Genomic DNA, 13,905 nt, shown 5'->3' with positions numbered 1-13,905 from the left:
CGATTACTGCTTGCCTTCAGGAGGTAGAGGTGCTGGATATTGTCTTGGGTATTCAGGATCATGCGTGCCCTCTGGTGGATCAAGGGATGATGGTTTTTTGCCGCATCCGATTACAAAAAGACTAAGCATCAGAGCGCAAAGAATAAAAGAAAATGTGCGTATGAGATTTATCAAGATATGGCTCCTATTATTTATTTGAGTAGTATAGGCTAGTTTTTTTTCTTTGAAAAGAAAGATTATGGTTATGAGGCTGCCGTGTAAATCTAATCCGCGTCACTCAGAGGGCCTGAAGGGCCCGTGGAGTCTCTGCAGCTTCTCAATAAAAATTGTGCTAAGTTTTTGATTACATGAGATTCCACGTCGCCTTTTGGCGATTCTGAATGACGGAAGAAAGTCGTAATTTTGGTTTCATTGGACTTTCGCAGCAGTCTCAGTTATTTTTTGATGGATTTTTTGGTTGAGATTTTGTATTTATGAAGAAGAGTTATAGAATTTCGATAAAACAGCTGGAACTGGTTAAGAAGAAAGATGAACTGGAAAAATACTTTTAAGCCCAATTTTTTTAAGAAAATGCCACCAACCTTGTTGGTAACCTTTGTGTTGTTCACAATTGTATTTTCGTTTGTGGGTTGGATCATTATCGATGATGACATGGTCAGCGCATTCATGACATCAGGTCCTGTGCAAAAAACAGATATTATTCCTTCTGAAGGCGTTAAAAATGTCATCAATATTTCATTCTTAAATGAAGATCGTAAAGAGTTTTATCTGAGCGATTTTCGCGGAAAGGTTGTGCTGCTTTATTTATGGGCAGGTTGGTGTAAGAACTATCAAAAAGACCTAGTGACGCTGAATCATTTGCAGCAAAAGATAGGCATGAGAAAGTTTGAAGTGGTTCCCGTTTCTCTTGATCAATTTGAAATGAAGCGTTTAAGGCATCTCTATGAGAGCCATAACATTGATCATCTAAGCATTTATCAGGATCAATTTGGCAGATCGCTCGTTGATTTAGGTATTGTGAAATCGTTGCCCATGGCTATTTTTATTGATAGAGATGGAAGAGAGGTTGCGCGTTTTGACGGCAAAGTTTATGCGAACAGTCGACGTCTGACCACTTTTGTGCGCGAGCAAATCAAGAAGGCGAATAAGGATTCCCCAGAGAAGTCAATGTCCGAATAGGATGACTATGGTGGAAAATGCGACACCCAATAACAGGCAGCATTTCGAGTGATGGAAAGTAACCAGCTTTGCATTTGAGGTAAGTGAGTGTGAGTTTGCATTTTTCGCTGAATGAGCCATATCGTTTTCCCCAATTGCGCGCTCTGCTCAAAACACGCATAATTCCGTATTGTTGTAGAGATGTCGGAATAGCTGCGTTGTTACTGATAAAGCGAATCAGAGCCAGATTTACATCATGAAGTGTTTGAGCTTCATCTTGGGAGAGTCGGCCTAAAGGCGTGTTTGGTGTTGAGAATAGCTTTGCTTTCGTGCGAAGGGTTTTTTGACTATAGTAAAATAAGCGCAATTCTAATGAATAATCTTGAACAAAAACAAGTGGATCAGACCCTTTTGTTTTTTTGAAGAGCTCGGCCGTTCCAAACCAACTTGTTGGAACGCTTTGCGCTCTGGTAAAGGCACTTTTCAAGAGCTTTTGATGATCCATGATCTCGATGGTAAGCTCATTGATAGTGTCATCGACAGGTTCTTGTGCGGGTGCCGCATCAATATCGTACTGATCTTGAGTTTCATGTGTTGTGTAAATGAAATCTGCTTTGTGTTTGATCAGGGCATTTAACAAGGCTAATGTTGCGTGAGGTGCCAATAGATCATCGCCATCCATCATTTTGATATAATCACCAGTTGCACGTTCTAGTCCAGCATTCAAGGCAATTGCAGGGCCTTGATTTTCTTGTGTCATAATTGTGGTATTTGCCCATTTTTTTGTGAGCTGATGCAAAAGATCAAGGCTATTATCTGTTGAGCCATCATCGACAAAGATAAACTCTTTCTCAAAAGTGCCAATTTGAGATTTAAGCCCATGGATAAGATGGGGAATAAATTGTGACTTATTATAGATGGTGATGATATATGAGATGCGAGGCATGTTTTCAACTTTAATGGCTGGGGTGGTAGGACTCGAACCCACGAATGGCGATACCAAAAACCGCTGCCTTACCACTTGGCTACACCCCAACGATAACAAATAACATAATGGGAAATAGAGAAAAGCGCAAGTCTTTCTTTTCGAAAAAGATCATTTTTTTTCGCCAAGGGCTTTTGCCTGCCTCGTCCAGTAAGTAGGGTGTTGCTCATTGATTGCTTTTTCAGCCTTTTGTGCTTCTTTATCTGTGTGAAAGAGGCCATAACAAGTAGCCCCGCTACCAGATAGTCGAGCGAGAAAACATCCTTGTTGTTTTCTGATAGAGTCTAAAAGGTCAGAGAGAGGTGGGCAGATTTCAATAGCTTTGAGCTCTAAGTCATTTTTAAGTTCATGGCAAATAATATCAAAATTGACTGTTGGTAATGAAAGTGAGGGCGTGTTTTTGTCAATTAAAGGATACGATAATTGTCTGAAAAGATGGGGCGTTGAGATGGGGATTCTGGGATTGACGAGTAGAATTGTGTAATCGGGCAGGGTTGGGGCTTTTTCGAGTTTTTCTCCAAGTCCGCGGGCAATCGATGGACCATTAAACAAAAAGCCTGGGACATCTGCGCCGAGCGAGGCTCCAATCTCTATGAGTTTTTCTTTCTGGTCTGATTTTTGATGATGCTCTGCAAGAAAAAGAAGCATGCTGGCTGCATTCGATGAACCGCCACCAAGGCCTGCTTGGATGGGAATATTTTTTTTGAGGGATATCTTGAATGATGATTTTGTGCCAAAAGCTCTATCAAAGGCCCTGATGGTTTTTAAGATGATATTGTTTTCGATAAAGTCAGGTTCAGGATTGACCTTATCTGCAAGCAGAAGCTGAGATTCTTCCCTGAGATCCTGTTGTTCTAATCGAATCTCGTCATAAAAGTTGATAGGGCAGAAAAAAGTCTCAAGCGCATGGTACCCATCCATTCTTTTGCCAAAAAGATGGAGGTAAAGGTTTATTTTTGCAGGGCTTTTAAGATGCATTGGGCTCTGTTTTGTTGGGGATGAACCTATTTTTTCTGTTGTTTTTTGCGGAAGGCATCAAGCGCAACAACATTATTATCGTCTTGTTTGACCGGTTTTTGTTTTCCGGTTTCATCAAGAATGTCTGTTGCAATATGATCGAATTCATCAAATTCGTCATCTTCACCTTCAGCTTCTCCTATAGGATTGAATTGGAGCGCGAAGTTAACAGACGGATCAGCGAAGCTGGTGATGGCAGCAAATGGAATTTCTAGACGCTCTAAGACATCATCAAAGCTGAGCGTGACTGAGAATTTATCGGGATAAATCTTCAGGTCATAAAATTCATATTGAAGGACAATTGTCATCTCTGTGTCGTATCCCTCTCTGAGATAGTCAGGGATCACAATTTTGGGGTTCTGCGTGTTAAAAGTAACATAGAAATGATGCTCTCCAGAAAGACCATTTTTTTCAACATCTTTTAATGCATCACGAACGACCATGCGAAGCGCATTTTCAACAAGTAAATCATAACGGATCGTTGGTTTATCAATATTATCTTTCATCGACGTACTTCCCCCTTATAAGATCATTGTAGCACAAAAATCACAGATATCACGTGAAAATTAAAGCATAGCCTTAAAAAAAATCTTATTCATGATCATATTTAATCTGTGAGATCATCTTGAACAGATTCAAGTAAGTAGCTTCCCCATCTTCGATAGGTCCATAGCCATTGAGCTGGGTTTTCGCGAATCCATTCTTCAAATTGACGGTTGATGAGATTGGTGATGTGACGTTCTTTTTCGAGATGACTCTTACACTGGCTTAAATCGACAATCAAGGGTTTAAATTCAAGGCAGAAATAGGCTCCTTTTTTGCGAATCAGTCTTGCAATAAAAAGATTGGCATCGTATTTGAGTGAGAATTTCGCAGGTGCAACAGGAGACATGACAATTTGATCAAAAAATGTTGTCTCAATACCTTTTTTGGCATTTTGATCGACCAATAGCATCAAGATGCGCTTCTCTTGCATGGCAGTAATGATACCCTTAGAAGAGAGATTTCCTTTGGGAAGAAGGGTGATATAATCACCGTGAGAGCGACCCCATTTAAGAAAGACATCAAGATACTTATTTTCAAGTTCCTTGTAAATCACAGATGTTTTAAAACCGAAACAATAGGAGAGATAGGTTGGTACTTCCCAGTTTGCCATGTGACCTGAAAAACAGATGATTGGCCTGTCTTCATTTAATTTTTCTTTGAGAATGTCCACACCTTTGAATTCAACGCGCTCTCTAAATTTCTTAGGATCTTTTAACGATGGAAGATGTGGAAATTCGCCAAAATTTCGACCAAGCTGTTCCCAGAAAGCAATAAGTGTTTCCGTGCGCCAGGCTGCGTCTTTTTCCGGAAAGGCAATTTTTAAGTGCTGGCGAACACGCTTGTTCATTTTTAAATGGGGTGCAATGGTTTTAAAGAGAAAGCCGCCCAATGCGGATGCTGTATCAAAAGGCAAGAGCTTAAAGAAAAAATAGATGACAACAAAAAGAACGAGCTCAATGGCGTGTTGAATGAATTTTAAAAATGAATAGAGCTTTTTCATAGGTGTACAGTTTTGCCCATAAGTCGTTAAAGGGGATACGAGACTATATCACATCTTTATGCATAAATACCAGGTATTCAATATCAGCGTCTGTGCCTTGAAATCAGTCAGAATGACTATTGAATATTTGCCGCAACAGCTTGGGTTGCTTGTCCAAAAGACGCAATTGTGTTTGTTGAGGTCTGGTTGATGATATTGTTGGCTGATATTTTTGCTTGAAAGATTTGCAAATTCGCTTGGTTTGTTAAATCGAACTGAAAGAGTGTTGTTGTTACCCCAGATATAACCGTTGTTCCTGTAACAACAGTTGAAGCGGATATGAGTTCCAGGATTTCTTTATTGCTTCGATTCACTGCACCAATAAAGGCCTCAGCGATTGTCATGATACTTAGTACGTCATTGGCCATTTTTTGTCTCCATTCTTATATTTTTTGTTCGTTTGATGCGATTAAAAATTGAATTGATGCATCAATTGCATCAAGAAAGCGTGCATATTTTGCATATTCTTTTGATGAAAGCTTTCCCTGTAAGTGAGCTTGGGTTTTGCCTTTCCACAGATAAAGATCATCCATGAGAGCCCGATTTTCTTGGTTGCCAGTTGGACCAGAAAGTTTCTTTGCAAGAGGCGTTAATCGAACTGAATGTAGAGAAAAAGGTTGTGTATTCATGGCTTTGTCTTTTGCGAGGTTGATGGTTTGGTTGTTGGTATTCTTGTTTTGGTTTCTGCTTTTTCAAGAACCCATTGTGCGACTTTGCGATAAGGATAGGGGGTCTCTTCATCATCTTTCACGAAAATGATTTCATTCTGATTAATGACTTTGATTTCAGCACCATCTGGCAGTTTGGATTTGAGAGGATAATGCGTTGTATCATTGAACACAAGATAAGGGGCATTCCCTAACACAACACCAGAGAGGTTTTGATTCAGAAGCTCGAATGTTTTTTTCTCAGCAGTATCTAGCTGATTTGGATTTGATGTGATCTTGACTTGCGCGAGTACTTGGAATTCATCATATAGAATTGCTTTAACCGCTGTGATCATTTTATCGTAAGGATCAGATAAAGCCTCGGGGATAGAACCGGTCACATTAATTTGTCTGCCTAAAATGGCAAAAGAGAGATGATCAAGCAGGTTATACTTATTCGCAATCTGATGGAGGGTTGAGCCTAGCGTATCCATTGCAATAATTTGATCATCAATACGCTCGATCCCTGCAACGTCATTTTTGAGACTCACAAGCTTATCCATCAAAGGGCCTTCAGTGTCAACAACACCTTGAATTTTAAGGACACCATCTTCAATCATTTTAACCTTGAGGTCATAACCTAACGCTGATAAAACAACGCGTGCAGATTCTTCAATCACTGAGATAACATATAATTGAGGATCAACAGAAATTCCTTCGGCCTGGAAGGCTCCGAGTAAATTATCTTTTTGTGCCTGAGTTGTGACATATCCTTTGACAATAATGTAATTATCAAAGGGCCCACTTGCAAAGACATGATCTTTGAGACCTTGTTCTTCAATGATTTTATTAGCGCGTTGAATATAGGTTTTTTCAAGATCAATGATTGATGGTTTTGAAGGGCTCATCATTGTGAAGATGGCATAAAAGATGCCAGATAAAAAGAGGATACTAACCAAAGAGATGCCTAAGGCCATCAGAGGTTTTTCTGTAAATTGTGTTTTGACCTTGCTGTATGATTCTCTCCAGCGTCCAGTTTGAAAAATAGATTCGCGCGAGCCATCAATTGGAGCATCAGGCCTGTTGGACTCATCTCTGTTTTCAGCAAGTGTCTCTGTTTGAGGATGATCATTTTGAAGATCATTATGATCATCTAGCATTTTGTTGATTAGAGGAATCGTGAGCTTAGGCCACTGATCTTTTGAATAGCCAAAGGCAAAATTTGTCCCGCCCATTGTGACCATTTCATAGCTTGGAATGATATGGTCGCCTGGACCCAAAAGTTCACCAGATAGATAAACCGACCCATTCAGGGGAGAAATAACGAATTCACCATCATGGATGGTTAATTTGGCATGTTTGCCTGACAGAGATTGGTCTGAAAAAACAATATCGCAATCTTCGTCTTGGCCGATTGTGTACTCAGCATCATCTAAGTCAAATTCCCCGCCATTATGAGGACCAGAGAAGATTTTTAGCATCACATTCCCATTGCCCATTTCATCTGTTGAAACAGGAGAGCTCACCTCATCAGTAGAGATGTCTTGGTCATCGTTGCTAATTGTTTCGTCTTCTTCGTCTGGAGACATCCGTCTATCCTAGTTTTTCTTGTTATTGGGCATAATGCTTCTTTTCGGTGATTTTGTCGTCAAGTCTCGCCTCCGCTCCTCAAATATGTCCATATATTCTGCGGTGCTCGGCTTCGTCTTTCCTAAAACTCCCTCGAAAATAACCTATTATGCCAGGTGTTAGTTTATTATATGTCTAGTTGAATCATTTTGACATAAAAATCATGACAAAATGTTAATTTTATTCAATGCTGATCCTTTCAAGCGGTTGAACAGTGATATCTGAAGTTATTTCTTGATATGATATAACAGGCAGATCAAACAAATCACCTTCGATGAGTTTGCGAACATAACGACGAATATCCATTGAAGTCACCAAAACAGGTGGTTTTTGGCTTTTACTCAAATCACCAACGGTTGATTTGATCGTATCGAGTATTTGTTTTGTCACCTTAGGTTCAAGGGCAAGGTAGCTGCCGGATGAGGTTTGGCGAATCGCATTGCGGATTGTGTCTTCTAAGTCAGGTGTTAGCAAATAGGCTGGTAGGATGTTATTGCCAATACTGTATTTGAAGCTAATGTATCTTTTCAAGCTTGAGCGGACATATTCTGTGAGAAGGACTGTATCTTTCTCTTTTTGTCCCCATTCGATCAGAGCGCCGACAATTGTTCTGAGGTTTCGGATAGAAACCTCTTCTGAAATGAGGCGTTGCAGAATCTCGGTGATTTTCTGGATAGGCAGGATACGCTGCACCTCTTTAACCAATTCAGGGAATTGTGCTTCCATTTTTGTCAGGAGGAATTTGGTTTCTTGCATGCCAACAAATTCTTCACCGTACTTTTTCAGCACAAAGGAGAGGTGGTAGGTTAAGATCTGAACGTTATCGAGATAACGGAATTCATTCTCATCCATGTTCTTTTTGTATTTTTCATCAACCCATAGAGTTGGCGTGCGCGGTAAAAATTCCTGTTCTTCTTCGAAAGGGATGTTCATGACCGTAAGGTCTTCTTTTGATTCACGTGCGAGAATAAAGCCAGGCTTTAGCTGACCGCGAACAATCGGGATCTCTTGCATTAAGATTGAGTAGGTGTTTGGCTCAGCCTCATCGTTAAAGCGTAAATGAATGCCCGGGAAAGGAACGCCCAAATCAAAATAAAGAGCGCGTCGTAACTTCATCAGCTCGCTATTCAGAACGCCTGCTTTGATCGATTTTTGAACAGAAGAGCTCACATCCACCAGGAGAGGGACGGTGAGTGCAAAGTCTTCACCTTCTTTCGCGCCTTCCTTTTTACCGCCTGGTAATTGTGCCGCAGGTGTCATTGATGGAATACCTTCAGTATCGCCGCCTCCTTCAGCAGCAAGTCTTGCTGCTTTTAGTCTGAAATAGCCTGCTGCTCCAACAATGATAGAAAGAGGAATGAAAACGAGCTCAGGCATGCCTGGAATAAGGGCAAAAAGGAACATAATCGCACTGGCGATTAAAAGAGCTTTTGGTTGACCTCCGAGTTGTTTTCCGATGTCTTGACCAAGGTTTTCAGCATCTTCAGCTGAAACGCGCGTTACAATCACACCCGCTGTGATTGAGATAAAGAGAGCAGGGATCTGCTGAACCAAGCCATCACCGATTGTGAGAATGGAATAAAGTTCGAGAGCCTCACCAACAGACATGCCATGCATGAGTGTTCCGATTGAGATCCCTCCAATGATGTTGACAACGATGATGATAAGGCCGGCAATCGCATCACCTTTTACGAACTTCATCGCACCATCCATGGACCCGTAAAGTTGACTTTCTTTTTCAACAAGGCCACGACGACGCTTGGCTTCATTCATATCGATAACACCAGCTCTCATGTCGCCATCAATACTCATTTGTTTACCAGGCATCGCATCAAGAGAGAATCTAGCTGCAACCTCTGCAACACGCTCTGACCCTTTTGTAATCACAATAAATTGTACAATGGTGATGATCAAAAAGATCACAGCACCCACAATGAGATTCCCTGCAACAACGAAGTTTCCGAAGGTGTAAATAATTTCACCCGCATCTGCATTTAGCAAAATAACACGGGTTGTTGAAATCCCAAGCGCAAGTCGATAAATCGTCGTGATGAGCAGGACAGAGGGGAAGGTTGAAAATTCAAGAGGCGATTGAAGATAAACAGCTGTCATCAAAAGAATCGCTGCAGAACAAAGGCTGAAAGCGATCAGTGTATCGATCACAACAGTTGGTAAGGGCAGAATCATCATGAAAATAATTGCAACAAGCAGAACAGCAAGTGCAACGTCATTTCGTCTTGACATGAGTAAAAGGAAGCCTTTGATATTATCTACAAACATATTTTTTATGGACCATAGGGTTGTTTTTGTTTTTGAATGTCTGGATTGCCATGCATTTTGCGGATGTCGATAAAGTCTTGCATTGCGACCCGTGCTTCTTCCATTTTCCCCTGAGTTGCATAAATTCTGGCAAGAATCAGGGAGAGAGTTGCATCACTTATTTCTTCTAATTTATTTTGCTTTAGTTCCAAAACAAGTGCAAGTGATTCTTGATAAGATTGCAGAATCAAAAGACCATAAGCAATACACTTACGGGCATGCAGATCTTTGGGGAAAATTTTTTCGATAAATTGAAAAATCTTTAAAGCTTTCGCAATATGACCACATTGGAGAAAGGCATCGCCCAGAATATAGAGATATTCACGATCCATATCATCAAAGTCTTTTCTCAGCGTTTGCTGAGAAAGTTCATTCACTTTTTCAGGGGCGTATTTTTCACGGATATCTTCATCGGCTGTCATGCTGAGGTCCTTTATGATTGCAGATTTGAATTGAAATATCCGTCAAATATTTCATTGTTTTCAGAGACTTCATCAAAAAATGCAGCAATGTCTGAAAATTCAGGATTTTTTTCAGCAAGTTTTTTGGTTTTTGATTTCACAGAGTTTGTCTGAGATCTGAATTTACTTCTGTTGAAAAGCTCTTTGTTTGCAATCTCAGGCTGTAACAGAATTTTCAAGGCGAGATCTATATTGTTTGGGAAAATTTCATTAACAGATGTGCGAATAATAACGCCTGCCTGTGTCAGAAGACCCCCAGGTGCGAGTGATTCCTTCGGTGCGCCTTGCGATATAGACTCAATGCTTCTCGGAGAGAGCATGGGTGGTAAATTGGGTCTGATGTCATCAACCATTTTTGGCCTATCATTGTTGTTTGCTTGATAGAATGCCATAAAACTTGTTAATAAGAAATTGCAAAATCAGTTGAGGTGAGAAAATTCTTCAGGTCTGTTAAGCCATTACCTGTTGGTGTAAATTGATGAGATGATCAAATACCATGTGTATATTCTGGTAAGATATATCATATTCTTCTATAAAGGCAGAAAAAATGAGAATATTGTCGCCTTTTGTTGCGGCTGTTACATTAAATATCGAGTGAATACCTGAGTGTGAAAGGCTGAGGGCTTTTTGGTAAGTGTTTTCATAGAGTTGTGGATGTTGCCGAATGAGATTTATAAGAACGCCTCCAGGTTTACGTTCAAAGCTCAAGATGCCTTTTTTTTCAAAATTGAGGGCTCTTGACCCTTTTTCTGGAACATCTAAGCCTTTTAGGCCCATTTTTTCACCAAATTCACGAACGGCTTCATTGAGTTGAGTCATGATTAAACCTCATTTTGTTTCATCAGAATTGCTTACATCTTCATAGATGACCATTTCTTCTTCTTGCAGAACCAATTCATCGATAATTTGTTGGATTGTTTCGATCATATGTGTTCTTTGGGAGTCATCTTGGTAGAAACGCAAGGGTAACGGTTTTATAATATCGTTCAAAAGACCGGTGAAGAAGAGAATTTTTTGTGCAATACCTTCTTCAGGCGACAGTTTGGAGGCTCCCGTGAATTTTTCACATAGAGCCATTAATTTGCCTGGATCAAGCCATTTTTCTGCGAAAAGCGGGATGACGGCTTCAAGAAGCTCAATGGCTTCCTTTTCGAGTTGCTTGTCTGATATTGTGATGTCTTTTGTCATGTCTCGAGTGTAGCGAAGAATTAATGATGATTCCTTAACGAAATCGTGTTTGGTCTTATGCAGCTCTACTTTTGTGGAATCGGTTTACAAGAGACTTTGATTTTTGAATCATTGTCTGAAGGCTAGCCATTTGATAGAGGCCTTCACGGATCTCTTGCAAATCATCAGGTTCGATGCTTGATTTGGCAGATGACATATCAGCGCCAGCAGCGAGATAAAGGAAGTGAACGCCCTGTGCGAAATGGTCGATTCCATATTTTTTCAAAAGATTTAAGAATGTTTTCGGAAAGCCATCGAATTTAAGAACAACATCACGATAGTTATCCCGTAGGTCTTGAGTGGATGCCATGCCAGGCTTCTGGCTTTCAGCAAAGGCAAGTGTTGTGATGTTTAATCCAGCTTTGATGGCAGCGCCATTTTCTTGTGCATAGGATTTGAGAACGCGTTCAATAATGATTTTGAACTGATTGTCTTCGGCCTTGAGCGAAAAAGACTCTTGCAGAAATTTGAGCGTGACATAAAGATGGCTGACATCCCTGTAGGGTGTTTTTGCTTGGATAAATTGAAGAATATCTCCATCGGTTGCTCGGCTGTTTTGGATGAGATATTCTCTGATCAGATCAACGATATCGAGCAGTTTTTCGCGCTCATTTAAGTCAGGCAAAAGATCGAAAACTCTGCCCATTTTTCTGAAAACTTCTTGTCGATCTGCTTTACCTGCAAATGCTTTTGTGATTTCTCTTCCGCGTAATTCAGAGATGCCAACTGACAATTCTTCAAGATCATCTACATCAAGCCCAATGTTGAGTTCTGAAAGAACCTCAACTGTCTCATCTGTGCCAGGAACGTGACCTTTTTGCGTTGCCATGCTTTCTAAATCGGCTGCATCAGTCGTTGCAAGTAGACTTGTGATATTGGGATCAACTGGACCTGTTATCATTTTTGCCTCCTGGAGATGTAATTGTTATTAATTAAAATTTTAAACAATTTTATCAAATAAGTCAAGCAAAATTTTAGATCAAGTTTTACTATGGTGAGATTGAAAATATTTTACACTTTCTTCACTTTTTTTTATTGAAATGTCGGCTATGATGAGACTATTGAGGGAAATTATGGAAACACATACGATTACGACACTTCAGAAGCTAGCATTTGATAAATCGCCCGAAGGGCGTGCTAAGCTGGTTGATCAAGTGGTCCATTTTTATTTAGAAGAAGGCAAACGTCCTGGGCTTTTAACAAAGTTAGAAAAAGGAATTTTGTTTGATATTGTCATGCGTCTTGTGAGCAATGCTAAGGACAATATCAGGAAAGTATTATCGGAGAATCTGGCTCATGAGGTTAATGTCCCGAAAGAGCTTATAGTGACTTTAGCAAATGATGAGATTCGTATTGCGCATCCTGTTTTGACACATAGTCGATTGCTTGGAGATACAGATCTTATTAACATTATTGCCAATAAAGGGCCTTTGCATCAATTTTCAATTGCTGGGCGTGAACAGATTAGTGAGCAGGTCAGTGATGCTCTTATTAATGCTGGTGATCCTCAAGCCATGGAGCGGTTATTTAACAATGTGGGGGCAGAGATTAGCCAAGCAGGTTTAGAGAAGGGGATTCAATATAGTCAAGCTATTAAAGCGTTGCAGGAACCTTTATTGAGAAGGCCTGAGATGAAAGCTGACTTTGCAGCTAAGATTTATTGGTTTGCTTCAGAGGCTTTAAAAGCTGATATTGTCAAACAATATGAGATCTCGGATGAAACATTGCAAAATGCATTAGATACAACATTTAATACGCTCACGCAAAAGACAAGATCAGTGCTTAAAATTACCGAAGATCAAAAAGTGATTGCGCAAAAATTGTACAATTCGGGATCTCTCTCAATGGCTGTTTTGATTAGCATATTGCGTAGAGGACAATATGCCTTGTTCCGATATTTATTGGCTCTGTTAACGAAATTATCAGAAGATCAGATTGTATACTTGATTGAAAAAGGTGAAATTAAAAGTTTTGTCACCGTTTGTAAGGCCATTGGGGTCAGCGAGAATGACTATATGGCTGTATTTCTTTTGACACGTGTCTACGTTGGAGACGGAAAGCCAGCTGAACAAGAAGACATTCAAAAAATGGGTGAAATTTATAAATCAACGGACATCTCTCATGCTCGTGCAAGCCTGAAACAGTGGCGCGAAGATCCAAATGCACTGCAGGAATTTGGCGAATCGGCGGCTTAAATTATTTTTGTATAGTAGTAGCCTTTTAGATAGTGATCCCCAATCATTGCATAATGCGGATTTGTCCCCCATCGCGCGAATTTCATAGATTCATATAGTTTAATCGCGGCTTCCATTGTCTCACGAACATCTAGGCTTAAAGCTTTTAAGCCGAAAGATTTTGCTTCCGTTTCAAGGCGGGTCATGAGCATTTTACCAAGCCCATGATTCCGAGCCCAGGGTGCTACGAAACATGACATAACCTGCCCACAAAAGGCTTGAGCTTCATTGTTTTTGGGGTGGAGAATAAGTTGTGCAGAGGCGGCAATAACGCCATCTAGGCGGCCAATGAATAAATGTCTTTCAGGAATCATGGCAACGCCTTGCCAGTATCGTTCAAGAACTTCACGAGCAGGAGGATTAACCCAGCCAAATCCACCACCGCCTTCAATCGCTGCATATGTTGCATCGCAAAGCTCAGAGAGGTCTGACGGTTTTAATTTTGTCATTAACTCAACTTCTAGATAGACATTTGTTGCTTCTGATCGTTGCGTCATTATTTACCCTTTCAGGTTGTGCCAAAATACCAAATCTGATGCTTGGTATTATAATAAAGAAGTTCACATCTTAGGGTGGAAGTGTAAAGAAAATGTTGAAAGATTAAAATTAAAATTTTGAGGAGCTCTTGACGAAGGAAGGTATC

Annotated in this window: 17 protein-coding genes and 1 tRNA gene; 2 read left to right on the top strand and 16 right to left on the bottom strand. The window is 40.3% G+C overall.

Annotated elements, in window-relative coordinates:
• Positions 1-3: 3 nt before the first annotated feature.
• A complete protein-coding gene (locus KBF71_01930; GenBank protein MBP9877077.1) occupies positions 4-174 on the bottom strand; it encodes a hypothetical protein in 171 nt (56 codons plus the stop codon).
• 354 nt (positions 175-528) lie between these two features.
• Between KBF71_01930 and KBF71_01925 the strand changes: the two genes are divergently transcribed.
• Positions 529-1,179: a TlpA family protein disulfide reductase gene (locus tag KBF71_01925; GenBank protein MBP9877076.1), complete on the top strand. Its 651-nt coding sequence runs from the start codon at positions 529-531 to the stop codon at positions 1,177-1,179.
• Here the strand turns inward: KBF71_01925 and KBF71_01920 are convergent.
• The 14 genes from KBF71_01920 to KBF71_01855 all read right to left on the bottom strand — a co-directional run bounded on the left by KBF71_01920 (position 1,133) and on the right by KBF71_01855 (position 11,929).
• Positions 1,133-2,104, bottom strand: coding sequence for a glycosyltransferase family 2 protein (locus tag KBF71_01920; protein MBP9877075.1), 972 nt, complete (start codon positions 2,102-2,104; stop codon positions 1,133-1,135). The genes KBF71_01925 and KBF71_01920 overlap by 47 nt on opposite strands.
• Before the next feature lie 14 nt (positions 2,105-2,118).
• Positions 2,119-2,193, bottom strand: a tRNA-Gln gene (locus KBF71_01915).
• 61 nt (positions 2,194-2,254) lie between these two features.
• Positions 2,255-3,121: a 4-(cytidine 5'-diphospho)-2-C-methyl-D-erythritol kinase gene (locus tag KBF71_01910; protein ID MBP9877074.1), complete on the bottom strand. Its 867-nt coding sequence runs from the start codon at positions 3,119-3,121 to the stop codon at positions 2,255-2,257.
• Between the two features lie 26 nt (positions 3,122-3,147).
• Positions 3,148-3,666, bottom strand: a complete 519-nt coding sequence (locus KBF71_01905) for a hypothetical protein (protein ID MBP9877073.1) — start codon at positions 3,664-3,666, stop codon at positions 3,148-3,150.
• A 101-nt stretch (positions 3,667-3,767) separates the two neighbouring features.
• Positions 3,768-4,706 (bottom strand): hypothetical protein, encoded by a 939-nt coding sequence (locus KBF71_01900; protein MBP9877072.1) that lies wholly within the window; start codon positions 4,704-4,706, stop codon positions 3,768-3,770.
• Positions 4,707-4,822: 116 nt separating this feature from the next.
• Positions 4,823-5,113: a hypothetical protein gene (locus KBF71_01895; protein ID MBP9877071.1), complete on the bottom strand. Its 291-nt coding sequence runs from the start codon at positions 5,111-5,113 to the stop codon at positions 4,823-4,825.
• Positions 5,114-5,128: 15 nt separating this feature from the next.
• Positions 5,129-5,374, bottom strand: a complete 246-nt coding sequence (locus tag KBF71_01890) for a hypothetical protein (GenBank protein MBP9877070.1) — start codon at positions 5,372-5,374, stop codon at positions 5,129-5,131.
• Positions 5,371-6,981 (bottom strand): FHA domain-containing protein, encoded by a 1,611-nt coding sequence (locus KBF71_01885; GenBank protein ID MBP9877069.1) that lies wholly within the window; start codon positions 6,979-6,981, stop codon positions 5,371-5,373. Before KBF71_01885 ends, KBF71_01890 begins: the two co-directional genes overlap by 4 nt.
• Before the next feature lie 220 nt (positions 6,982-7,201).
• Positions 7,202-9,301: a type III secretion system export apparatus subunit SctV gene (gene sctV, locus KBF71_01880; GenBank protein MBP9877068.1), complete on the bottom strand. Its 2,100-nt coding sequence runs from the start codon at positions 9,299-9,301 to the stop codon at positions 7,202-7,204.
• 5 nt (positions 9,302-9,306) lie between these two features.
• A complete protein-coding gene (locus KBF71_01875) occupies positions 9,307-9,762 on the bottom strand; it encodes a hypothetical protein (GenBank protein ID MBP9877067.1) in 456 nt (151 codons plus the stop codon).
• A gap of 11 nt (positions 9,763-9,773) precedes the next feature.
• A complete protein-coding gene (locus KBF71_01870) occupies positions 9,774-10,193 on the bottom strand; it encodes a hypothetical protein (GenBank protein MBP9877066.1) in 420 nt (139 codons plus the stop codon).
• 58 nt (positions 10,194-10,251) lie between these two features.
• Positions 10,252-10,620 carry a hypothetical protein gene (locus tag KBF71_01865; protein ID MBP9877065.1) on the bottom strand — a complete coding sequence of 123 codons (369 nt, stop codon included), beginning with the start codon at positions 10,618-10,620 and terminating at the stop codon, positions 10,252-10,254.
• A 9-nt stretch (positions 10,621-10,629) separates the two neighbouring features.
• Positions 10,630-10,989: a TyeA family type III secretion system gatekeeper subunit gene (locus tag KBF71_01860; protein ID MBP9877064.1), complete on the bottom strand. Its 360-nt coding sequence runs from the start codon at positions 10,987-10,989 to the stop codon at positions 10,630-10,632.
• Between the two features lie 55 nt (positions 10,990-11,044).
• Complete coding sequence (locus tag KBF71_01855) at positions 11,045-11,929, bottom strand: hypothetical protein (GenBank protein ID MBP9877063.1); 885 nt, start codon at positions 11,927-11,929, stop codon at positions 11,045-11,047.
• 172 nt (positions 11,930-12,101) lie between these two features.
• Between KBF71_01855 and KBF71_01850 the strand changes: the two genes are divergently transcribed.
• Entirely contained in the window at positions 12,102-13,223 is a 1,122-nt protein-coding gene (locus tag KBF71_01850) for a DUF2336 domain-containing protein (protein ID MBP9877062.1), read from the top strand.
• On the opposite strand, the gene KBF71_01845 is transcribed toward KBF71_01850, so the two are convergent.
• Positions 13,220-13,759, bottom strand: coding sequence for a GNAT family N-acetyltransferase (locus tag KBF71_01845; protein MBP9877061.1), 540 nt, complete (start codon positions 13,757-13,759; stop codon positions 13,220-13,222). The two genes, KBF71_01850 and KBF71_01845, sit on opposite strands and share 4 nt — an antisense overlap.
• Positions 13,760-13,905: the final 146 nt, after the last annotated feature.

The sequence above is a fragment of the Alphaproteobacteria bacterium genome, from assembly GCA_018063245.1.
Taxonomy (GTDB): domain Bacteria; phylum Pseudomonadota; class Alphaproteobacteria; order JAGPBS01; family JAGPBS01; genus JAGPBS01.
The sequence above is the reverse complement of the archived record's forward strand: the minus strand, read 5'-3'. Positions and strand labels throughout refer to the sequence as shown.